The 22,382-nt window shown below is 68.2% G+C and carries 18 protein-coding genes; 11 read left to right on the top strand and 7 right to left on the bottom strand.

Features of this window, described 5'->3' with window-relative positions:
• Positions 1 to 88 precede the first annotated feature (88 nt).
• The 6 genes from LZ605_RS19215 (at position 89) to leuB (ending at position 6,659) form a co-directional block, all read left to right on the top strand.
• Complete coding sequence (locus tag LZ605_RS19215) at positions 89 to 1,180, top strand: threonine dehydratase (protein ID WP_249842918.1); 1,092 nt, start codon at positions 89 to 91, stop codon at positions 1,178 to 1,180.
• On the top strand, positions 1,177 to 2,763 hold the full coding sequence (locus LZ605_RS19210) for a 2-isopropylmalate synthase (RefSeq protein WP_249842917.1): 1,587 nt from the start codon (positions 1,177 to 1,179) through the stop codon (positions 2,761 to 2,763). Before LZ605_RS19215 ends, LZ605_RS19210 begins: the two co-directional genes overlap by 4 nt.
• Before the next feature lie 10 nt (positions 2,764 to 2,773).
• Positions 2,774 to 3,550: a class I SAM-dependent methyltransferase gene (locus tag LZ605_RS19205; protein ID WP_249842916.1), complete on the top strand. Its 777-nt coding sequence runs from the start codon at positions 2,774 to 2,776 to the stop codon at positions 3,548 to 3,550.
• 61 nt (positions 3,551 to 3,611) lie between these two features.
• The gene (gene leuC / locus LZ605_RS19200) at positions 3,612 to 5,030 is read left to right on the top strand and encodes a 3-isopropylmalate dehydratase large subunit (RefSeq protein WP_249842915.1); all 1,419 of its coding nucleotides are present in this window, start codon (positions 3,612 to 3,614) and stop codon (positions 5,028 to 5,030) included.
• Entirely contained in the window at positions 5,030 to 5,608 is a 579-nt protein-coding gene (gene leuD / locus LZ605_RS19195) for a 3-isopropylmalate dehydratase small subunit (RefSeq protein ID WP_249842914.1), read from the top strand. Before leuC ends, leuD begins: the two co-directional genes overlap by 1 nt.
• Positions 5,598 to 6,659: a 3-isopropylmalate dehydrogenase gene (gene leuB, locus LZ605_RS19190; RefSeq protein ID WP_249842913.1), complete on the top strand. Its 1,062-nt coding sequence runs from the start codon at positions 5,598 to 5,600 to the stop codon at positions 6,657 to 6,659. Before leuD ends, leuB begins: the two co-directional genes overlap by 11 nt.
• A gap of 108 nt (positions 6,660 to 6,767) precedes the next feature.
• Here leuB and LZ605_RS19185 read toward each other — a convergent pair whose 3' ends face one another.
• Positions 6,768 to 7,541 carry an SDR family oxidoreductase gene (locus LZ605_RS19185; RefSeq protein ID WP_249842912.1) on the bottom strand — a complete coding sequence of 258 codons (774 nt, stop codon included), beginning with the start codon at positions 7,539 to 7,541 and terminating at the stop codon, positions 6,768 to 6,770.
• A gap of 118 nt (positions 7,542 to 7,659) precedes the next feature.
• Between LZ605_RS19185 and LZ605_RS19180 the strand changes: the two genes are divergently transcribed.
• Positions 7,660 to 8,565: a LysR family transcriptional regulator gene (locus tag LZ605_RS19180; protein WP_249842911.1), complete on the top strand. Its 906-nt coding sequence runs from the start codon at positions 7,660 to 7,662 to the stop codon at positions 8,563 to 8,565.
• A gap of 202 nt (positions 8,566 to 8,767) precedes the next feature.
• Here LZ605_RS19180 and LZ605_RS19175 read toward each other — a convergent pair whose 3' ends face one another.
• Both LZ605_RS19175 and LZ605_RS19170 read right to left on the bottom strand, forming a co-directional pair.
• The gene (locus LZ605_RS19175) at positions 8,768 to 11,929 is read right to left on the bottom strand and encodes an efflux RND transporter permease subunit (RefSeq protein WP_279920541.1); all 3,162 of its coding nucleotides are present in this window, start codon (positions 11,927 to 11,929) and stop codon (positions 8,768 to 8,770) included.
• Between the two features lie 4 nt (positions 11,930 to 11,933).
• A complete protein-coding gene (locus tag LZ605_RS19170; RefSeq protein ID WP_249842910.1) occupies positions 11,934 to 13,064 on the bottom strand; it encodes an efflux RND transporter periplasmic adaptor subunit in 1,131 nt (376 codons plus the stop codon).
• A 117-nt stretch (positions 13,065 to 13,181) separates the two neighbouring features.
• On the opposite strand from LZ605_RS19170, the gene LZ605_RS19165 reads away from it, so the two are divergent.
• The 3 genes from LZ605_RS19165 to LZ605_RS19155 all read left to right on the top strand — a co-directional run bounded on the left by LZ605_RS19165 (position 13,182) and on the right by LZ605_RS19155 (position 16,022).
• Positions 13,182 to 13,859 (top strand): TetR/AcrR family transcriptional regulator, encoded by a 678-nt coding sequence (locus LZ605_RS19165; RefSeq protein ID WP_249842909.1) that lies wholly within the window; start codon positions 13,182 to 13,184, stop codon positions 13,857 to 13,859.
• A gap of 140 nt (positions 13,860 to 13,999) precedes the next feature.
• Positions 14,000 to 14,647 (top strand): protein-L-isoaspartate O-methyltransferase family protein, encoded by a 648-nt coding sequence (locus tag LZ605_RS19160; RefSeq protein ID WP_107231583.1) that lies wholly within the window; start codon positions 14,000 to 14,002, stop codon positions 14,645 to 14,647.
• Positions 14,648 to 14,663: 16 nt separating this feature from the next.
• Positions 14,664 to 16,022, top strand: coding sequence for a TolC family outer membrane protein (locus LZ605_RS19155; protein ID WP_249842908.1), 1,359 nt, complete (start codon positions 14,664 to 14,666; stop codon positions 16,020 to 16,022).
• Positions 16,023 to 16,116: 94 nt separating this feature from the next.
• Here LZ605_RS19155 and LZ605_RS19150 read toward each other — a convergent pair whose 3' ends face one another.
• Both LZ605_RS19150 and waaA read right to left on the bottom strand, forming a co-directional pair.
• Positions 16,117 to 17,358, bottom strand: a complete 1,242-nt coding sequence (locus tag LZ605_RS19150) for an amino acid transporter (RefSeq protein ID WP_249842907.1) — start codon at positions 17,356 to 17,358, stop codon at positions 16,117 to 16,119.
• Positions 17,359 to 17,576: 218 nt separating this feature from the next.
• Positions 17,577 to 18,875: a lipid IV(A) 3-deoxy-D-manno-octulosonic acid transferase gene (waaA, locus tag LZ605_RS19145; RefSeq protein ID WP_249842906.1), complete on the bottom strand. Its 1,299-nt coding sequence runs from the start codon at positions 18,873 to 18,875 to the stop codon at positions 17,577 to 17,579.
• A 60-nt stretch (positions 18,876 to 18,935) separates the two neighbouring features.
• Here waaA and LZ605_RS19140 point away from each other — a divergent pair, with 60 nt between their 5' ends.
• Complete coding sequence (locus LZ605_RS19140; RefSeq protein WP_249842905.1) at positions 18,936 to 19,853, top strand: LpxL/LpxP family Kdo(2)-lipid IV(A) lauroyl/palmitoleoyl acyltransferase; 918 nt, start codon at positions 18,936 to 18,938, stop codon at positions 19,851 to 19,853.
• 94 nt (positions 19,854 to 19,947) lie between these two features.
• On the opposite strand, the gene LZ605_RS19135 is transcribed toward LZ605_RS19140, so the two are convergent.
• A complete protein-coding gene (locus LZ605_RS19135; RefSeq protein WP_249844955.1) occupies positions 19,948 to 21,279 on the bottom strand; it encodes an O-antigen ligase family protein in 1,332 nt (443 codons plus the stop codon).
• The gene (locus LZ605_RS19130; RefSeq protein ID WP_249842904.1) at positions 21,260 to 22,375 is read right to left on the bottom strand and encodes a glycosyltransferase; all 1,116 of its coding nucleotides are present in this window, start codon (positions 22,373 to 22,375) and stop codon (positions 21,260 to 21,262) included. Before LZ605_RS19130 ends, LZ605_RS19135 begins: the two co-directional genes overlap by 20 nt.
• Between the last annotated feature and the right edge of the window lie 7 nt (positions 22,376 to 22,382).

Here is a 22,382-nt window from a genome sequence, read left to right as displayed (position 1 = left end):
ACCGTAATGACCACGGTGCCGGTACGGAGGCGTCTTCTTCGCCGCCCGTGCCCGCGTGCGGTGGTCGCCCGCACCCCGTCGGTGGCCCATGCCGGCCGCTGATACCAGCCAGGAAAGCGATGTCGGCGACGTAAGCGTCGCCGACGTCCTGGCCGCGCAGGCCCGCCTGCGCCGCTTCCTGCCGCCCACCCCGCTGCATCATGCCGAGCGTTTCGGCACCTGGCTGAAGCTGGAGAACCTGCAGCGCACCGGTTCCTACAAGGTGCGCGGCGCGCTGAACGCGTTGCTGGCCGGCCGCGAGCGCGGCGACACCCGGCCGGTGATCTGCGCCTCGGCCGGCAACCACGCCCAGGGCGTGGCATGGTCCGCCTACCGCCTGGATGTGCCGGCCATCACCGTGATGCCGCATGGCGCGCCAGCCACCAAGATCGCCGGCGTTGCCCACTGGGGCGCCACCGTGCGCCAACACGGCAGCAGCTATGACGAGGCCTACGCCTTCGCCGTGGAACTGGCACAGCGCCATGGCTACCGTTTCCTGTCCGCGTTCGACGATGCCGATGTGATTGCCGGCCAGGGCACGGTCGGCATCGAGCTGGCCGCGCACGCCCCGGACGTGGTGATCGTGCCGATCGGCGGCGGCGGACTGGCCTCCGGCGTCGCGCTGGCACTGAAGTCACAGGGCGTGCGCGTGATCGGCGCACAGGTGGAAGGCGTCGACTCGATGGCGCGCGCGATCCGCGGTGATCTGCGCGACATTGCCCCCGCAGCCTCGCTGGCCGACGGCGTGCGGGTAAAGATTCCCGGCATTCTGACCCGCCGTCTGTGCAGCTCGCTGCTGGACGATGTAGTGATCGTGCGCGAGGCCGAACTGCGCGAAACCCTGGTCCGGCTGGCGCTGGAAGAACACATCATCGCCGAGGGCGCCGGTGCGCTGGCGCTGGCGGCCGGCCGTCGCGTCGCCGGCCGGCGCAAGTGCGCGGTGGTGTCCGGCGGCAACATCGATGCCGGCGTACTGGCCGGCCTGCTCACCGATATCCGTCCGCGCCCGCCGCGCAAACCACGGCGACGGCGCAGTGAAACTCCGCGCTCGCCCGGCAAGGCCAGCGCCGCTGCTTCCCCCACGTCTTCCCCTTCCCCCCTGCAAGCCGCAACGCCCGCTGTCGAGGAGATTTCCCTGTGACCACCATCGAACGAATTACCACCCCGCGCATCCGCATCTTCGACACCACCCTGCGTGACGGCGAGCAGTCCCCCGGCTGCAGCATGAGCCCGCCGCAGAAACTGGTGATGGCGCGTGCGCTGGACGAACTGGGCGTGGACATCATCGAGACCGGCTTCCCGGCCAGCTCGCAGTCCGACCGCGAAGCGATGGCCCTGATCGGCCGTGAGCTGCGCCGCCCCAGCCTGAGCCTGGCGGTGCTGTCGCGCTGCCTGCAGGCCGACATCGAAACTTCCGCACGTGCCCTGGAAGCGGCGGTGAATCCGCGCCTGCATGTGTTCCTGTCCACCAGCCCGCTGCACCGCGAGCACAAGCTGCGCATGACCCGCGAGCAGGTACTGGAATCGGTACGCAAGCACGTCACCCTGGCGCGCTCGTACATCGATGACGTGGAGTTCTCGGCCGAGGACGCCACCCGCACCGAGCTGGACTACCTGATCGAAGTTTCACGCGTGGCGATCGCCGCCGGCGCCACCACCATCAACCTGCCCGACACCGTCGGCTTCACCACCCCGGAAGAGATCCGCGCGATGTTCCAGCAGGTCATCGCTGGCGTGGCCGATGTGCCCAACGCAGCCAACGTGATCTTCAGTGCGCACTGCCACAACGACCTGGGCCTGGCTGTGGCCAACTCGCTGGCCGCCATCGAAGGCGGTGCACGCCAGGTCGAGTGCACCATCAACGGCATCGGTGAACGCGCCGGCAACTGCTCGCTGGAAGAAATCGCCATGGTGCTGAAGGTGCGCCAGGCCTTCTACGAGCAGGACAGCGCGATCAACACCCCGCGCATCGTCGGCACCTCGCAGCTGCTGCAGCGCCTGGTCGGCATGCCGGTCCAGCGCAACAAGGCCATCGTCGGCGCCAATGCGTTCGCCCATGAATCGGGCATCCACCAGCACGGCATGCTGCGCCACCGCGGCACCTACGAAATCATGCGCCCGGAAGATGTGGGCTGGGAGGACTCGCAGATGGTGCTGGGCCGCCACAGCGGTCGCGCCGCCGTCGAGGCCCGCCTGCGCGCGCTGGGCTTCTGGCTGGAAGAAGACGAACTGAAGCTGGTGTTCGAGCAGTTCAAGGGCCTGTGCGAGCAGCAGCGCGTGGTCACCGATGCCGACCTGCAGACGCTGATGCAGGGTGGCTCCAATGCGCAAGGGTACCGCCTGGCCTCGATGACCATCAGTGACGTCGGCAGCCGCGCCAACGCCCTGGTGGAGCTGTCCGATCCGGAAGGCAACCGCGTGGCCGAAACCGCGCAGGGCGATGGCCCGGTCGATGCGCTGTTCGGCGCGCTGTCGGCCGCCACCGGCGTGCAGCTGATGCTGGACAGCTACCACGTGCATAGCGTCGGCATCGGCGCCGATGCGCGCGGCGAAGCCAACCTGAGTGTGCGCCACGAGGGCGTGGAGTATGACGGCACCGGCACCAGCAAGGACATCATCGAAGCCTCCGCGCTGGCCTGGCTGGACGTAGCCAACCGCCTGCTGCGCCAGCGCCAGGCCACCGCTCACAGCAGCACCGACGCTGCCACCCCCGCCACCGTTTGAGGAAGCCGAGATGAGCGCCTTCGACACCCCCACCACGGCCTCGGCCGGCCAGCAGTGGAATGCCCAGGACTATGCGATCGACGCCGGCTTCGTGCCGCTGCTCGGCGGCGCGGTCGCGCGCCTGCTCGACCCGCGCGCCGGTGAACGCATCCTCGACCTGGGCTGTGGGGATGGCGTGCTCAGCACCGAGCTGGCCCTGAGCGGTGCACGCATCCACGGCGTCGATGCCTCGCCGGAACTGGTGGTTGCCGCCCGCGCGCGTGGCGTCGATGCGCAGGTGATGGATGGCCACGCACTGGCCTTCGACAGTGAATTCGATGCGGTGTTCAGCAACGCGGCGCTGCACTGGATGGGCAACCCCGACCGCGTGCTGGAAGGCGTGCGCCGGGCGTTGCGCCCTGGCGGCCGCTTCGTTGCCGAGTTCGGCGGCCACGGCAACGTGGCCACGATCATCGCCGCAGTGCAGGCCGCACGCGTGGCCCATGGCCACGGCGCCAGTGCGTTCCAGTGGTACTTCCCGACCGCCGACAGCTACGCCGATCGCCTGCGCCAGCACGGCTTCCAGGTGCAGCTGATCGAAACCACGCCACGCCCCACCTCACTGCCGACCGGCGTGGCCGGCTGGCTGCGCGTGTTCGCCGCGCCGCTGCTGGACGACCTGCCAGACCACGCGCGCGCTACCGTACGCGATGCCGCAGTGGCACTGCTGGATGACCTGCCGCGTGACGCAACTGGCCAGCCGCTGGCCGACTACGTGCGGCTGCGCGTGCTCGCCCGTCGCCGCTGACTCAACACTTTTCGCTATCTTTCCTGATGTCCGCACCTTCGTACTTCTGCCAGGCAAACGCATGACTTCCGCACCCCGCACCCTGTACGACAAACTGTGGGACGCCCACGTGGTGGTTCCCGAATCCGACAGCGCCCCCGCCGTGCTGTACATCGACCTGCACCTGATCCACGAGGTCACCTCGCCACAGGCGTTCACCGAGCTGCGCGAACGTGGCCTGTCGCCGCGCCGCCCGGACCGCACCAAGGCAACGATGGACCATTCCACCCCGACCCTGCCGGCCGGTGCCGACGGCAAGCTGCCCTATGCCAGCGCCGCCTCCGAAGCCCAGGTGGCCACCCTGGCGCGCAACTGCGCCGAGCATGGCATCGAGCTGTTCGACATGGCCTCGGACAATCGCGGAATCGTCCACGTCATCGCGCCGGAACAGGGCTTCACCCAGCCGGGCATGACCATCGTCTGCGGCGACAGCCACACCTCCACCCACGGTGCGTTCGGTTCGCTGGCCTTCGGCATCGGCACCAGTGAAGTCGGCCACGTGTTGGCCACGCAGTGCCTGCTGCAGCGCAAGGCGAAGACCCTGGCGATCACCGTCGATGGCGCGCTGGCGCCCGGCGTCGGCGCCAAGGATGTGGTCCTCCACATCATCGGCGTGATCGGCGTCAACGGCGGCACCGGCCACGTCATCGAGTTCCGTGGCAGCACCATCGAAGCGATGGACATGGAACAGCGCATGACCCTGTGCAACATGTCCATCGAAGCCGGCGCGCGTGCCGGCATGGTTGCCCCGGACCAGGTCACCTTCGACTTCGTGGCCAACACCCCGCGCGGCCCCAAGGGTGCCGGGTTCGACGCCGCCGTCGCACGCTGGCAGCAGCTGCGCAGCGATGACGGTGCGCGCTTCGACAGCGAAGTGCACATCGACGCCACCGACATCCGTCCGACCCTGACCTGGGGCACGCATCCGGGCACCGCCATCGCAGTGGATGCACCGATTCCCGCCGCCAACGATGCCGCCGCGCAGAAGGGCCTGGACTACATGCACTTCCAGGCCGGCAAGGCGCTGGCCGGCACGCCGGTGGACGTAGTGTTCGTCGGCTCGTGCACCAATGGCCGCCTGAGTGACATGCGCGAGGTGGCGCAGGTGCTGCGCGGTCGTCGCGTCGCTGAGCGGGTGCGCATGCTGGTGGTACCGGGCTCGGAGATCGTCAAGCGCGAGGCAGAGGCCGAAGGCATCCACGAAATCGTGCGCGCGGCCGGTGCCGAATGGCGCGAGCCTGGCTGCTCGATGTGCATCGCCATGAACGGTGATCTGGTCGCGCCGGGCCAGCTGGCCGTCAGCACCAGCAACCGTAATTTCGAAGGCCGCCAGGGCCCCGGTTCGCGCACGCTGCTGGCCTCGCCGATGAGCGCCGCGTGGGCCGCGGTGAACGGGCACGTTGCCGATACCCGCGAACTGTTCGCGCAGGAGGTGGCGTGATGGCCGGTTTCCGCACTCTGACCTCGGCCAGCGTGGTGCTGCGCCAGACCAACATCGACACCGACCAGATCATTCCGGCGCGGTTCCTGTCCACCACCGAGCGCGCCGGCCTGGGCCGCAATGCGTTCAATGACTGGCGCTGGCAGGCCGACGGTTCGCCGGTGGCCGAGTTCGCCTTCAACCAGCCGCACAACGCCGGCCGCAGCATCCTGCTGGCAGGCCGCAACTTCGGCTGCGGCTCCTCGCGCGAGCATGCACCGTGGGCGCTGACCGACCTGGGCCTGCGCGCCATCGTCAGCAGCGAGATCGCCGACATCTTCCGCGGCAATTCGCTGAAGAACGGCCTGCTGCCGATCGTGCTGGACGAAGCCGATGTGCAGGCGCTGATGCAGCGCCCGGACGATGAGCTGACCATCGATGTGGCCGCACGCGAGCTGCGTACGCCCGATGGCCGCGTGTATTCCTTCCCGCTGGATGGCTTCTCGCAGACCTGCCTGCTGGAAGGCGTGGATCAATTGGGTTATCTGTTGGGCCGTGTCCCTGAAATCGAACGTTACGAGAGTGAGCATGCACGCTGAGATTGTTGTCCTGCCCGGTGATGGCATCGGCCCGGAAGTGGCCGCTGCGGCAGTTGCCGTCCTGAAGTCCGTCGCCGAACGCTTCAACCACACCTTCACTTTCAGCGAGCACGATATCGGTGGCATCGCCATCGACCGCCATGGCGAGCCGCTGCCGGCGTCGACCCTGTCCGCCTGCCAGGCCGCCAATGCGGTGCTGCTGGGCGCGGTGGGCGGCCCGAAGTGGTCCGACCCGAATGCCAAGGTGCGCCCGGAGCAGGGCCTGCTGGCGATCCGCAAGGCGCTGGGCCTGTATGCCAACCTGCGTCCGGTGCGTACCCACGAGGCCGCGCTGCACGCCTCACCGATCAAGGCCGAACTGCTGCAGGGCGTGGACTTCGTGGTGGTGCGCGAACTGACCGGCGGCATCTACTTCGGCGACAAGACCCGCGACGCCGACAGCGCCAGTGATCTGTGCCGCTACACCGTGGCCGAGATCGAGCGCGTGCTGCGCAGTGCCTTCCGCCTGGCGCAGCAGCGTCGCGGCAAGGTCACGTCGGTGGACAAGGCCAACGTGCTGGAAACATCGCGCCTGTGGCGTGACGTAGCCGCGCGCATCGGCCGCGAGGAATTCCCGGACGTTGCCCTGGAGCACCAGCTGGTCGATTCGATGGCCATGCACCTGCTGGCCAAGCCGCGCGAGTACGACGTCATCGTGACCGAGAACATGTTCGGCGACATCCTCACCGATGAAGCCTCGATGCTGGCCGGCTCGCTGGGCCTGCTGCCGTCGGCCTCGCTGGGCGAGCCGGGTGCGGTGGGCATCTACGAGCCCATCCATGGTTCGGCGCCGGACATTGCCGGCAAGGGCATCGCCAATCCGTACGCGACGATCTTCAGCGCGGCGATGCTGCTGCGCCATTCGTTGGGCCTGGAAGCCGAAGCCGCCGCGGTGGAAGCGGCCGTGCATGCGGTGCTGGATGACGGGGTGTTCACCGCCGACCTGGCCGCCAAGGGCCAGGCCGTGAGCACCGCCGCCGCGACCGATGCGGTGCTGGCCAAGCTCGCCTGATCCATCCGGCGACACCTGTAGAGCCGAGCCATGCTCGGCTCATTGAACGGCAGTCGAGCATGGCTCGACTCTACAGGCAGCCGGCAGCCACGCCCTGCGTGGCTTTGCTTACTTGGTCGTGTACCCACCATTGACCAGGATCGTCTGCCCGGTCATCCACCAGCCATCGGTCACCAGGAAGCGGATCCACGGCACGATGTCGACGATGTCGGTCAGGCCGGTACGGGTGAATGCAGACAGCGCCGCAGCAGTCTTGTGATACGCCTGCGCGTCGGCGCTCTCGGCCGGGTAGAAGAACGGCGTATCCATCGGACCGGGGCCGATCGCGGTCACCGAGATGCCGCGCTCGCCAAACTCCTTCGACGCCGCACGGGTGAAATGCTCGACCGGCGCCTTGGTGCCGGCGTAGCTGGAATAGAACGGCGTGTAGGCACCCAGCAATGAGGTGACCAGGGTACAGATGCGACCACCGTCGTTGACGTGGCGGCCGGCTTCCTTGAGGAAGAAGAACGCCGCCTTGGCGTTGACCGCGCTCATCTCATCGTACTCCGCTTCGCTGATGTCCAGCAGCGGCTTCTTCAATACCTTGCCCACTGTGTTGATGGCGATGTCGGGACGGCCGACTGTGGCCACGGCATCGGCGAACAGGCGCTCCATCGCTGCCGCCGACGTCAGGTCGCCCTGCAGCGCCACGGCCTTGCTGCCGGCCGCCTGCACCGCAGCGACGGTGGCTTCGGCGTCGGCCTGGGTGGCAGCACTGTTGTAGTGGATGACAATGGCTCTGGCGCCGTGCGCGGCGAAGTCGCGGGCCAGCAGGCCGCCCAGGTTCTTGGCGCCACCGGCGATCAGCACGGTCTTGCCCTGGAGGGAATGGTCGGTCATGGCTTCAGTCTCGGGGAGGAGGCTGCCCGGGGTGGCAACCCTGCCCTGACGACGATATCGTGCAGAAAAAGCGGATAAAGCCCGCCACATTGACTTAACTTTCCAGAGTCAGCGAACAATGGACCGGATCGACCGCTTCCGCATCTTCGCCCGGGTCGTGGAGTGCGCCAGCTTCACCCGCGCCGCCGACCAGCTCGGCCTGCCCCGCTCAACGGTCTCGGCGGCGGTGGCGGAGCTGGAGCAGCGGCTCGGCACGCGCCTGCTGCAGCGCTCGACCCGCCGCGTCTCCACCACCCACGATGGCGACGTGTTCCATGCGCGCTGCCTGCGCCTGATCGCCGAAGTCGAAGACGCCGAATCGCTGTTTCGCCAGGACGACGCGCAGCCGGTGGGCCTGCTGAAGATCGACGTGCCCAGCCGCATCGGCCGCCGCATCATCGCCCCGGCCCTGCCCGACTTCTTCGCCCGCTATCCGCAGGTGGAAGTGGATCTGGGCATGACCGACCGCGCGGTGAACCTGATCGAAGACGGCTGCGATGCGGTGCTGCGGGTCGGTCATCTGGGCGATTCCAGCCTGGTGGCACGCACGCTGGGCGAGCTGGATTTCGTCAACGTCGCTGCGCCCGCATATCTGCGCGAGCACGGCGAGCCGCAGCATCCTGCCGATCTGCAGCAGCATCGCGCGGTGAACTACGCCTCACCAACCACGGCACGGGTGGAACCCTGGGAATGGCAGGACGGTGCGCAGCTGCGTACGTTGCCGATACCCGGCTGGGTGCGGGTGAACAGCGCCGAGGCGTCGATCGCATGCTGCGCGGCCGGGCTGGGGCTGTTGCAGATTCCGCGCTACGACGTTCAGGCCGAGCTGCAATCCGGCGAACTGGTCGAGGTGATGCCGCAGTACGTGGCACAACCGCTGCCGGTGACCCTGCTGCTGCCGCATCGGCAGCACCGCGCACAACGTGTACAGGTGTTCATCGAGTGGCTGTTGCCGGTGCTTCGAACCGGCCTGCAATTGCGGTAGATCCACGCCATGCGTGGATGCTTCTCTAGAGTCGAGCCCTGCTCGACTCATCCCATCATCGCGCAAGGAACAGCCGAGCATGGCTCGGCTCTACAAAAAGCAGATCCCGCGAGCAGATCACTGCGCGCCATGCGTGGATGCAAAGCGCAGTGCCAACCAAGGTTGGCACATCCCAGGAGCGGTGGCCGTAGAACCCGGGGTGTTAGGCCCCGGATTCGTCCGGCTTGACCCGGAACCACGCTGCATACAGCGCCGGCAGGAACACCAGGGTCAGCACCGTGCCCACGATCAGGCCGCCCATGATCGAGATCGCCATCGAACCGTAGAAGGCACTGCGCGACAGCGGAATCATCGCCAGCACCGCAGCGAGCGCGGTCAGCACGATCGGGCGGAAGCGGCGCACGGTGGCATCGATGATCGAATGCCAGCGGTCATGCCCGGCGTCGATGTCCTGCTGGATCTGGTCGATCAGGATCACCGAGTTGCGCATGATCATGCCGGCCAGTGCGATCGTGCCCAGCAGCGCCACGAATCCGAACGGTGCACGGAACAGCAGCAGGAACAAGGTCGCGCCGATGATGCCCAGCGGTGCGGTGACCAGCACCATCGCCGCACGCGAGAAGCTGCGCAGCTGCAGCATCAGCAGCGTGGCCACCACCACCAGGAACAGCGGCATGCCGGCCTTGATCGAGTTCTGGCCACGTGCCGAATCCTCCACCGTGCCGCCGGTTTCCAGCAGGTAGCCACTGGGCAGCTCGGCACGGATGCCATCCAGCGTCGGCAGGATCTGGTGCACCACGTCCAGCGGCTGCATGCCATCGCTGATATCGGCGCGCACGGTCACCGTCGGCAGGCGGTTGCGGTGCCAGATGATGCCGTCCTCGAAGCCGTACTCCATCGTCGCCACCTGCGACAGCGTGATGCTGCCGCCGTTGGCCGTCGGCATCGACAGGCTTGACAGCAGCTCCAGCTGGTTGCGCTCGTCGGCCGGGCCACGCAGCAGCATCTCGATCTGGCGGTTGCCTTCGCGGTACACGCTCACCGACTGCCCGGCCAGCGAACTGGACAGGAACTGGCTGACCTGGGCACTGCTCACGCCCAGCGCGCGGGCGCGCTCCTGGTCGATCACCAGCCGCACTACCTTGCTCGGCTCGCTCCAGTCCAGGTTGACGTTCATCACGTGCGGATTCCCGCGCACCTTGGCCTCGACCTCGCGTGCGATCGCCTGCACCTTCTCGATGTGCTCGCCGGAGATACGCATCTGTACCGGATAGCCGACCGGTGGGCCGTTCTCCAGGCGGGTCACGCGCATCTGCACGTCCGGGAACTTCGGGATCACCTCGTGCAGCAGCCAGTCGCGGGTGCTTTCGCGTGACTTGATGTCCTTGGCCAGCACCACGAACTGGGCGAAGTTGGTCGCCGGCAGCTGTTGGTCCAACGGCAGGTAGAAGCGCGGCGAACCGGTACCCACGTAGGACACGTAGTTGGCGATGCCCTCACGGCTGGACAGCAGCTTCTCCAGCTTCTCGGCCTGGGCCTGGGTCGAACGCAGCGACGCGCCCTCGGCCAGCTCGATGTCCACCATCAGCTCCGGCCGCGTCGAGTCCGGGAAGAACTGCTGCGGCACGAAGCGGAACAGCATCAGCGAACCGATGAACAACGCGATGGTCGCGGCGATCACCCACCAGCGTCGGCGCAGGCAGGCGTCGAGGAAGCGGCGGAAGCTGCGGTAGAACGGGCGCTGGTAGGGATCATGGTCGTGCCCGTGCTGCGGCGGCGCGATCAGGTTGGCCAGCGCCGGGTAGCGGTCGGCCCACTGCTGGCGCTTGGCGTGCCAGCGCGCGGACAGGCTGCCCGGCTTCGGCGGCTGCGGATTGAACAGGTCCGGCAGCATCTTGTCGCCCAGGTACGGGATGAACAGCACCGCCGCGATCCACGACACCACCAGCGCGATGGTCACCACCTGGAACAGCGAGCGGGTGTATTCACCGGTGCTCGATGCGGCCGTGGCGATCGGCAGGAAGCCGGCTGCGGTGATCAACGTGCCGGTCAGCATCGGGAACGCGGTCGATTCCCAGGCGAAGCTGGCCGCGCGCAGGCGGTCATAGCCCTGCTCCATCTTGGTGGCCATCATCTCCACCGCGATGATCGCATCGTCCACCAGCAGGCCCAGCGCCAGCACCAGCGCGCCCAGCGAGATCTTGTGCAGGCCGATGTCGAAGTAGTGCATGACGAAGAAGGTCATCGCCAGCACCAGCGGAATGGTCACGCCCACCACCAGGCCGGTGCGCAGGCCCAGCGAGAAGAAGCTGACCAGCAACACGATCACCACCGCTTCGGTCAGCACCTGCACGAACTCGCCAACCGACTCCTCCACCGACTGCGGCTGGTCGGACACCTTGCGCAGCTGCATGCCCGCCGGCAGCGTCTTCTGCAGGCGCTCGAACTCGGCATCCAGGTTGGCGCCGAGCTTGAGGATGTCACCGCCGTCCTTCATGGCAACGGCCAGGCCGATCGCCTCTTCGCCCATGAATCGCATCTTCGGCGACGCCGGATCGGCGAAGCCGCGCTTGACCTCGGCGATGTCGCCCAGGTGCACGGTGCGCTCACCGGCGCGGATCGGGAACTGGCGTATCGCTTCGATATCGTTGAACTGGCCGGTCACGCGCAGCTGCACGCGGTCGGTGGCGGTCTCGAAGAAGCTGGTACCACTCACCGCATTCTGGTCGGCCAGCGCCTGCTGCACCTGCTGCATCGACACGCCCAGCGTGGCCAGGCGGGTGTTGGACAACTCGATCCACACCTTCTCGTCCTGCAGCCCAACCAGGTCGATCTTGCCGACGTCGGGCACGCGCTGCAGTTCCAGCTGGATGCGGTCGGCGTAGTCGCGCATCACCGCATAGTCGAAGCCCTTGCCGGTCAACGCATAGATATTGCCGTAGGTATCGCCGAATTCATCGTTGAAGAACGGGCCGACGATCTCGCGCGGCAGCGTCGCACGGATGTCCCCCACGCGCTTGCGCACCTGGTACCACAGGTCCGGAATCTGCTTGGAACGCAGGCTGTCGCGGGCCATGAAGATCACCTGCGATTCGCCCGGGCGCGAGTACGAGCGGATGAACTCGTACTCGCCGGTGTTCATCAGCGCCTTCTCGATCGGCTCGGTCACCTGCCGCGAGACCTGCTCGGCGGTGGCGCCCGGCCACAACGTGCGCACCACCATCGCCTTGAAGGTGAACGGCGGATCTTCGGATTGGCCCAGATGCTTGTACGACCACGCACCGATCAGGGCGAAGGCAAGCATCGCAAACAGCACCAGTGGTCGATTGGCCAGCGCCCACTCGGAAAGATTGAAGCGGCGCACCGGCTTACTCCTTGGCCTTGGCGGCAGCTGGCGGTGCGGCCGGCTTCAGCACCGGGCGGTTCTGCCGGTCCACCGCGATCACTGGCTGGCCGGCGCGCAGCAGATGGCCGCCGGCGGCAACCACCCAGTCTGCGGCACCGACGCCGGACAGCACCGGTACCGTCTCGCTGCCATAGGCACCGGTGGTGACGGGGGCGGCCTTCAGGGTGCTGTTGGCCGGATCGACCACCCACACGCTGGCTGCACCATTGGCACCGCGCTGCAGCGCGCCCAGCGGCAGCTGCAGCGTGCCGTGGCGGCCGGCGCTGCTGTAGACGCGCGCGCTCTGCCCCAGTTCGACATCGGCCAGCGCATCGGCGGCCAGGCTGACCCGCGTGGCGTAGGTGCGCGCCTGCGGATCGGCGGCGGCGGCGATCTCGCGGATCGTGCCCGGCAGGCGCTGGCCCGGACGGTTCCACAGTTCCACCTCGACCGGCTGGCCGACCGCGTAGTCGCGGATGGTGGCTTCGGGCAGGTCGATCAGCACTTCGCGGCCACCGTCGGCGGCCAGGTTGAAGATGGTCTGGCCGGCGGACACCACCTGCCCGGCTTCGGCCTCGCGGCTGGCGATCACACCATCAGCCGGCGCGCGCAGCTGCGCGTAGTCAGCCTGGTTGCGCAGTACATCGAGGTTGGCGCGGGCGGCGTTGGCCTGGCCCTGCGCAGCCTTGAAGGCGGCCGATTGCTGGTCCAGCTGCGAGCGGCTGACCAGCTGCTGGTCGGCCAGCACCTGGTAGCGCTTGAGGTCGTCGCGGGCGCGTACCAGATCGGCTTCGGCCGCGGCCAGCTGAGCCTGCGAGGCACGCGCCTGCAGCGCGAAGTCGGCCACATCCAGCTCAGCCAGCACCTCACCCTTCTTCACCCGTTGGCCGGCATCGACATGACGCTTGACCAGGTTGCCGCCGACGCGGAACGACAGCGGGCTTTCCTGGCGGGCACGCACCGTGCCCGGGAACGCCGCCGGCGCCTGCCCGGCCTGTTCGCCGGGATGCACCACCAGCACCGGCACGGCCGCCTGCGGCGCCTGCTCCTGTCCCGAACAGGCTGCCAGCGCAGCCACCCACACCATACCGCCCATCCAGCGCACGATCTTCATCGGTCAACGTCCTGAAAACGCAGGGTTGCAACAAGGGGGGGCCACGACTGCCGGCCCAATTTAATAAACCGGCCGGTATAGTATAAATATCGAACCGCTTGGTCTAGTATTGTTGCGATGAGTTCTTCCACTTCCCGCAAGCCGTCGGCCAAGCCTGCTGCCAAGGCCGCCGGACCCGGGCGCCCCAAGGATCTGGGCAAGCGCGCGGCGATCCTTGAAGCAGCCAAGGCACTGTTCATCGAACAGGGCTATACCGGCGTGAGCATGGACGCCATCGCCGCCCAGGCCGGCGTCTCGAAGCTGACCGTGTACAGCCATTTCGGCGACAAGGAGACCCTGTTCTCCGAGGCCGTGCAGTCCAAGTGCATTGAAATGCTGCCCGATGCGCTGTTCGTGGCCGATGCGGAGGGTCCTCTGCGCGACCAGCTGATCGGCATCGGCCTGGCCTTCTTCGAGCTGATCACCTCCGACGCGGCGATCTCGATCCAGCGCATGATGATGGCGCCGGAGACCGACGAGCGCCTGCGCGAGCTGTTCTGGCAGGCCGGCCCGGAGCGCACCTGCGAGGCCCTGGCCGACTTCCTGCGTGCCCGCGGCGAACGCGGCGAGCTGGACATCCCCGACTACTACCTGGCCGGCCAGCAGTTCCTGACCCTGGTGAAGGGCGAAGTGCACATGCATATGATGTGCGGCATGCCACTGTCACCGGTGGAGTGCGACCCTCTCACCCACGTGACCGCCAGCATCGACTTTTTCCTGCGCGCCTATGCGCCGCGAAGGGCCGGAACCGGCTGAAACGGCAAACCTGAATGAACCGGAGGTCGCGATGACTTCCGGCACTGCGACCCCGGCCCCCCGGCAGCTGATGCTCTGGGCGCGCCGCCGGCCTCCGGCACCGGTAAAATGGCCGGCCCACTGCGCTGGATTTGAACCTCATGACGATTGATTACGCCCACGCCCGCGAACTGATGGTGGAACAGCAGATCCGTCCCTGGGACGTGCTGGACATCAAGGTGCTCGACGTCCTGGCCCGCCTGCCGCGCGAGGCCTTTGTCGCCGATGCACACCGGGCGCTGGCCTACGCCGATGTTGAACTGCCGATCGGCAACGGCCAGAAGATGATGAAGCCGGTCATCGAGGGCCGTACCCTGCAGGCGCTGGACCTGCAGCCGGGTGACGAAGTGCTGGAAATCGGCACCGGCAGCGGTTTCCTGGCCGCCTGCATCGGCGCGCTGGCGCGCGACGTGCTGAGCCTGGAGATCGATGCGGAACTGGCCGCTGCCGCGCGCGCGCGCCTGGACGCTTCCGGCCTGGGCAGCAATGTCCGCGTGGAAGTGGCCGACGCCCTGTCGTGGCAGACCGAACGCCGTTTTGACGTGATCTGTGTCACTGGTGCGGTCGACGTTGTGCCGTCACAGTTTGCTTCGTGGCTGCGTCCGGGTGGCCGCCTGTTCGTGATCCACGGCCGCTCGCCGGCGATGGAGGCCCTGCTGGTCAAGGCCGACGGCAGCACCGAGTCCCTGTTCGAGACCGATATCGATTACCTGCGCGGTGCCGCCCCGGCACCCCAGTTCCACCTCTGAGTCCAAGGAAGCCGCAATGATCCGCCGATCCCTCGCTGTTGCGCTGGCCACTGCCCTGCTGCCGTTGTCCGCCCATGCCGCCGACCTGCTGCAGGTCTACGAAATGGCCCGCAACGGCGATCCGCAGCTGTCTGCCGCCGAATCGACCCGGCTGTACGACAAGGAAGGCGCCGTGCAGGCGCGCGCCGCCCTGCTGCCGCAGATCAACGGCCAGGCCACGCTGAACCGTTCGCGCAGCGAAGCCAATGCCGATGCCAACTCCGGCACGGTCACCAGCAAGCGCCGCAACTACACGATCGAGGGCAGCCAGACGCTGTTCAACTGGACCCAGATCAACAACCTGCGCTCGCAGCGTGAGCTGAGCAAGGCGGCGGACTTCACCCTCGATTCGGCCAACGACAGCCTGATCGTGCGCACCTCGGCGGCCTACTTCAATGTGCTGGTGGCGATCGAATCGCTGAACGCCGCACAGACCAATGAAGCGGCCGCGAAGAAGCAGTTCGACTTCGCCGACAAGCGCCTGGAAGTGGGCCTGGCGCCGATCACCGACGTGCACGAAGCCCGCGCCCAGTACGACCAGGCGCGCGCCAACACCATCGTTGCGCAGAACACCCTGGCCGATAACTACCAGGCGCTGACCGAACTGACCGGCCAGCCGGTGGTCAACCTGCGCGGCCTGCCGGCCGACTTCCGCCCGGAAGTGCCGGCCAACCGCGGCAACATCGACGAGCTGGTGCAGCAGGCCAGCACCCAGAACCCGGCGCTGAAGGCGCAGGAACTGAAGGTCAGCGCCGCCGAAGCCGGTGTGCAGGCGGCCCGTGGTGGCCACTACCCGACCCTGTCGCTGGGCGGCAGCTGGGGCAAGTCCGCCACCTGGGGTGACAGCACCGGTGCCGGCTCGCTGTCGCCGGATGCGCGTACCAACAGCATCGGCCTGACCCTGAGCGTGCCGATCTTCTCCGGCGGCGCCACCCAGTCCGGCGTGCGCCAGGCGCTGGCCCAGCGCGACATCGCCCAGGACGGCTACGAGCAGCAGAAGCGTGCCCTGGACCGCAACACGCGCAATGCCTACCAGACCCTGGTGCAGGGCATCAGCGAAGTCGAAGCGCGCCGCCTGGCGGTGGTCTCGGCGCAGAGCGCCTACGACGCGTCGCAGGTCGGCCTGGAAGTCGGTACCCGCACCGTGCTGGACGTGATCCAGAACCAGCGCATCCTGTTCTCGGCGCAGCTGGACTATGCCAACGCGCGTTACACCTTCCTGCAGAACCGCCTGCTGCTGAGCCAGTCGCTGGGCGCACTGGACGTGGCCGAACTGCAGGACATCAACCGCCTCCTGACCCAGGATGCCGGCAATCCGGCCACGACCACGCGCTGAGTCGAGGCCCCGCCTGCAACGAAGAAGCCACCCGCAAGGGTGGCTTTTTTGTGGGCGATGGCGCGGACGGCTGCGCGCAAGGCGCAGACTCTGCTCAGCCCGGCCACGCCCGCAGCCGTGCCAGTGCCGCCAGCAGGCACAGGAGCGCCGCCATCGGCGCCAACAGCGGCATTGTCCGGGCCGGCCAGCGCAACGGACCCTGCCCGGCTGCATCCGGGCGCGGGCGCAGCACCGCCAGGCACAGCATGCCCATCACCAGCAGCGCGGCTGCGCCCGGCAGTGCCGGCAACGCCCCCGCCGGTACCCACAGCGCCAGCAACGTTGCAGACATCACCACCGCCACCAGCCGTGGCCGCCACGCAGCGGCGTGCGGCGCAGGCCGCAGTGCCATCGCCAGCTGCACCGCCAGCGTCAACAGCACCATCTGCAACGCGACAAGGCCGGCGGCGCCGGCCAACGGCAGCAGCGGCAACATCCACTGCAACGGCGGATGGCTCTGCAGGGCCACCGACAGCGGCCGCGTGCTGGCCAGCGCCGGAAACTCGATCAGGCCGGCCTGCAGCGCCGCCAGCAGGATCAGCCACAGCATCGCCATCAACGACGCCAGCGCCAGTACGCTGGGTTGCCAGCGTCCGTGTTGCCGCCGCAGCGCGGGAAAGCCCAGCGCCAGCCCGACGCTGGCAAACACGCCCAGCAGCGGCACCGCAGCGGCCAGCACGCCGCCCAGACCGAAGCGATACGGTGCGGTGGCGTCCGGCAGCCACGGAACCCAGTGCGCGTAGTGCACATACCGCGCCGCCAGCGTGAGCAGCAGCAGCCCGGTGCCGATCTTCACCGTCAGCAGGGCACAGGCCACCAGCGCCACCACCCGCGCGGGCAGCAGCACGGTCGCGCCCAGCATCAGCAATCCCACCGCGGCGGTCAGCTGCACCGGTACCGTGTGATCGGCCTGGAACCCGTACAGGGCCAGCACCGCGTGCAGGTGGCTGGCGGAGGACTGCGCCGCACCCGCCGCGGTCACCACCAGCTCCAGCAGCAGCACAGCGCCCAGCACGCCGGCCACCCGCGGCCCCCAGCCGGCCACCAGCAACCCGTGCAGACCCGGCGCATCAGGTCGCCGCGCCAGCAGATCCTGCAGGCAACACAGCACCATACCCGCCCCGAGCGACGCCAGCAGCAGGCTCAGCACGATCGCCGGGCCGGCCTGCGCGGCCGTGTGCTGCCCGACCAGCGCGATCACGCTGCCACCGACCAGCAGCGTCAATGCCACCACTGCCAGATGGTCCAGTCCCGGCCGATCGTCATTGATGCCGTCCCTGCCCCCGTTGCCGTCCATCCCAAGTTCCCTTGATATCCGCCCAAGCGCGGTGGACATCAGGCTGGCAGGCTGCGGCAGCGGCGCGATATCGGAATCTGTAGCGCATGCGCCAGGTTGTGATCACAGGCACGCTGCAAGCGGCGGAGTCGGTCCAACCGCGACAGGCCACGCATCGCTAAGTGGATTTGATGAAGTCGATTACGACAGTGCGCCGCCAGATCACGGCAGCGCAGAGATCACTCGCGTGGTGGCGGCAGATGCGGTGCCACCAGCGCCAGGGTCCGCTGCAGCGCGCCACGGCCATTGCTGACCAGCGTGCACCCGGCGCGAGCCATGTCCTCGCGGGCCTGGGCGTTCTCAAGCAAATGCTGCAGCAGGTCGCCAACGGCCTGTGCGTCCTCGCCGATCAACAGCGCGCCGGCCTCGCGCATGCGCCGGGAGATCTCGGCGAAGTTGTGCAGGTGCGGGCCGGTGACCGAGGCGGTGCCCATGGCCGCAGGCTCCAGCAGGTTGTGGCCACCGATGGCCTGCAGGCTGCCACCGACGAAGGCGACCTGGGCGCAGGCGTAGAACGGCATCAGTTCGCCCAGGGTATCGATGACGAACACATCAGTGCCGCCTTGCGGCCACTGCTCCACCCGGCGGGTGGCCACATTCCAGCCCTGTTCGCGCGCCAGCGCTTCCACCTTCGGGAACCGTTCGGGGTGACGCGGCGCCCACAGCAGCAGCAGGTCCGGGTGCTGCTGGCGCAGGCGCCGGTGCAGCTCGACTACCGCCTGCTCTTCGCCCTCGTGGGTGCTGGCGGCGATCCACACCGGCCGCCCGGCCGGGACGCGGGCATGGAACTGCCCGACAAAGCCCTGCACGTCCGGGGTGGTGATGTCGAATTTCAGATTGCCCAGCGCCTGCACCTGCTCCGGCGCCGCCCCCAGCTGCACGAACCGCTCGGCGTCGTCCTGCGACTGCGCAGCCACGCAGGTGACGGTACGCAGTGCGCGCCGGATCAGCGCCGCCAGCAGCCGGTAGCCGCGCAACGAGCGCGCCGACAGGCGTGCGTTGAGGATGTAGACCGGAATGCCACGGTCGCGGCAGCCGAACAGCATGTTCGGCCACAGCTCGGTTTCCAGGATCAGCGCCAGGCTGGGCTGGAAATGGCCCAGAAAGCGATTGACGCTGCCCGGCACGTCGTAGGGCAGATAGACGTGGTCCAGGGCATCGCCCCACAGCGCGCGCACGCGCTCGGAGCCGGTCGGGGTGATGGTGGTGATGACCCAGCGGATGTCGGGGCGCTGCTCGCGCAACGCGTTGACCAGCGGCGCGGCGGCATTGACCTCGCCCACCGAGACCGCATGCAGCCAGACCCGCGGCTGGCCGCTGGGCTGCGGATAGGAGGCATAGCGCTCGTCCCAGCGCCGGAAGTACTCGCGGACCCGGAAACCGCGCCAGACCAGGTGGTACACGGTGATCGGCAGCAGGATGTAGAGCACGACCGAGTACAGGCCACGCAGGATCCATTCGACAGGGTCTTTACGCATGCGGCAAGGATACGGGAGCCCCCCGGGAAAGACACGCGGCCGGGTTGGTAGAATGGGGCAATGTCCGAAGCCACCACCGCCATCCGTCCTTCGCTGCGCGATCCCCGCAACTGGCCGATGTTTGCCGCCATGTTCGGCGCCTTCGCCCTCGCCCGCCTGCCGTGGTTGCTGCAGCGGGCACTCGGCCGCGGTGTCGGCTGGATCAGCTGGCGCCTGCTCGGCAGCCGCCGCCGCGCCGCCGAAGTCAACCTGAAGCTGTGCTTCCCGGAAAAGGACGACGCCTGGCGCCAGCGCCTGGTGCGAGACAGTTTCGATGCGCTGGGCGTGGGCGTGTTCGAGTGCATCCGCGCCTGGTGGGGCAGCATCGACAGCCTGCGCCCGCAGGTACAGATCGAAGGGCTGGAACACCTGCGGCAGATGCAGGCCGAGGGCCGTGGTGTGCTGCTGGTGTCCGGCCACTTCATGACCCTGGAAATGTGCGGGCGACTGCTGTGCGACTACGTTGATCTGTCGGGCATGTACCGCAAGCACAAGAACCCGGTGTACGAATGGGCGGTGAAGTTCGGCCGCCTGCGCTACGCCAAGGCGATGTTCGCCAACGAAGACATCCGCGCCACCGTGCGCCACCTGAAGAAGGGTGGCTTCCTCTGGTATGCGCCGGACCAGGACATGCGTGGCAAGGACACCGTGTTCGTGCCGTTCTTCGGCCACACCGCCTCGACCATCACCGCTACCCACCAGCTGGCGCGTATGACCGGGTGCGCGGTGATTCCGTATTTCCATCGCCGCGAAGGCGGGAAGTATTTCCTGAAGATCGGCGCACCACTGGAGAACTTCCCCAGCGAAGATGTGGAAGCCGATACCACGCGGGTCAACCAGGCCATCGAAGAGATGGTGCGCGAGGCGCCCGACCAGTACCTGTGGATCCACCGCAGGTTCAAGCGCCAACCGGGTGGACGGAGCGATTTTTACAAGTAACGGTGGGACCGGGGGCTCCATCCACGCCACGCGTGAATGTCGTGCCCAAAAGCATCGCAATGCCGGCAGATCCACGCCTTGCGGGGATGCGCCGTTATTTCAGCGCCGCTGATTCATCTGCATCACGCGCCAACAGGCTGCCGGCGAACAGCGCCGCCAGCAGCACGGTCAGCCCGCCCCAGAACGCCGAATAGAACGCCAGGTGGGTGTTGAGCGGAAACACGGTGACCGCCAGGGCCAGCATCGCCGGTCGCGCCCGCTCACGTGCGCCGGCCGGGGCGTAGCGCCAGGCACGCCAGGCCTGGGCCACGGCCGCCAGCCACAGCAGCAGGCCCAGCACACCGGTTTCGGCCAGGATCTCCAGCACGATCTGATGGGCATGCAGCGCCGGCAGGTCCCCCCACACCGCGGGGCCCTCGTCGGCCACACAGGCCGGGTAGGCATCGCGGAAACCGCGTGCGCCGACGCCGTTGAACGGGTGCTCTTCAATCATGCAGGCGGCCGCTTCCCAGATCCGCGCACGCCCGGACAGCGCCTCGTCCACACCACGCTCGCCACCGTCCCAGGCCATGGCTGTGCGCGCAACGCGTTCGCGCAGCTGCGGCACGCTGGCGGTCAGCGCAGCGGCGCCGAGCAGGGCAATCAACGCCAGCAGCGCCAATCGCTTCCAACCCAACTGGCGCATGCCGCTGTAGACCAGCACCAGCGCGAAGGTGATCCACGATGCCCTCGAACCGGCCAACAGCAGTACGCAGCCCAGCGCGGCGGCCGCCAGCAGCCATCCCAGGTTGCCGAAGCGACGCGCCACCGGCAGCAGCAGGAACGGTGACAGGCTGGCCAGCACCTGGCCGAACTTCAGGTTGCACGGTCCCAGCGCACCACTGAGGCGATCGACCAGGGCCGCTTCGCCGGCCGGGCACAAGGCGTGACCACTCACCGCCAGCTTCAGCTGATCCAGCGACCAGAACCATGGGCTGGTGCCGGCCACCGCCTGCACCAGGGCATCCAGCGTCCAGGCGCCAGTGATCAGCGCCAGGCCTGCGAAGGTCAGCCGCCGCCGTTCCGGCGTGGCCACCGCGATCGCCACCAGCCACATGAACGGCAGGTAGCGCAGGCCGGCGGCGGCCTTGGTCCACGAGGCCGCCGGGTCGATGGCATCGAACGCGGAGAACGCCTGCGGCAGCCAATAGCCCAGGAACAGGATCGAGGTCAGCGCCCAGGCAGCCGTGCTCAGCAGATGTGGCCGGCGCTGGAGGCGGCGCGTGACCATGCGCGCGGCGGCATACAGCGCGCCGAGCCCAAGCACGGTTTCGGCGATGCCCGGCAACGGCCACAGCGCCACGTATGCCAGCACCCACCAGGGCGCCCAGCGCCCGGCACGGTCCTCGCGCACGATGGCAATGGGATCAGCCGGCGAGGTCGGCATAGAGGCGGAGGGTGTCACGCTGCATGGCCTGCAGGGTAAACGGGATGCGGGTCGGTAAGGACGGCGGCTGCGCCAGCAGGGCCAGCGCACGTTCACCCAGCGCGCGCGCGTCGCCGAGCGGCACCGCGCCGCTGGGCTGCAGCTGCCGCAGCAGTTCGCCCACACCGCCATGGTCCCAGCCCAGCACCGGACGCCCCACCGACAGCGCTTCGACCACGGTGCGGCCGAACGCTTCGGGCTTGTCCGACAACTGCAGTACCAGATCGCTGGCCGCATAGGCCTGGGCGATGCGCGCGGTGGGTGTGCTGATCTGCACGGCCTCGGCCACGCCCAGCGCGGCGGCCTGCCGGCGCAGGTCGGCCACGTAGGCGTCCCGCCCGGGTTCATCGGTGCCCAGCATCCACAGCTGCGCCGGCACACCGGCGGCGCGCACATCGGCCAGCAGCTGCAACGCATGGATGTGGCCCTTCAGTCGGGTGCCGCGCCCCGGCAGCAGCAGCAGCGGACCGTCGACCCGGGCCAGCCACGGATAATCGGCGGCCAGCGCCAGGCGCGGGCGGCGGTCGGCACGTGCTACACGCGGGAACTGGCCGACATCGACGCCGCGCGGAATCACCTGCAGCCGGGCGTGGGGTACGGTCGGGTAATGCCGCTGCACGTAATCGCGCACGGTGTTGGACACGCAGATCACGCGTTCACCGCTGGTCATCACCGCGCTGTAGCGACTGGGTGAGTTCAGGCCGTGCACGGTGGTCACCCAGTGCGGGCGCTGCGCGGCGGGCATGGCGCGGATCGCGTACAGGCCCAGCCAGGCCGGCAGCCGCGAGCGGGCATGCACGATGTCGGCCCCCACTTCGGCGAACAGCCGGCGCAGGGTCGGCAGATGCCGCAGCGTGAGCAGCGACTTGCGTCCGATATCGAGGGTGAGGTGTTCGGCCCCGCTGTCGAGCAGCGGCTGCACCAGGCGGCCACCGGCGGACACCACCAGCGCGCGATGGCCGGCAGCGACCAGGGCCGCAGCGATTTCCAGGGTCGAGCGCTCGACACCGCCGGAGTGCAGCGCCGGCAGCAACTGCACCACGGTCAATCGGCGCATCGAAGGG

The sequence above is a fragment of the Stenotrophomonas maltophilia genome (assembly GCF_023518235.1).
Lineage (GTDB): Bacteria > Pseudomonadota > Gammaproteobacteria > Xanthomonadales > Xanthomonadaceae > Stenotrophomonas.
This window is presented reverse-complemented; position numbering and strand designations above follow the sequence as displayed.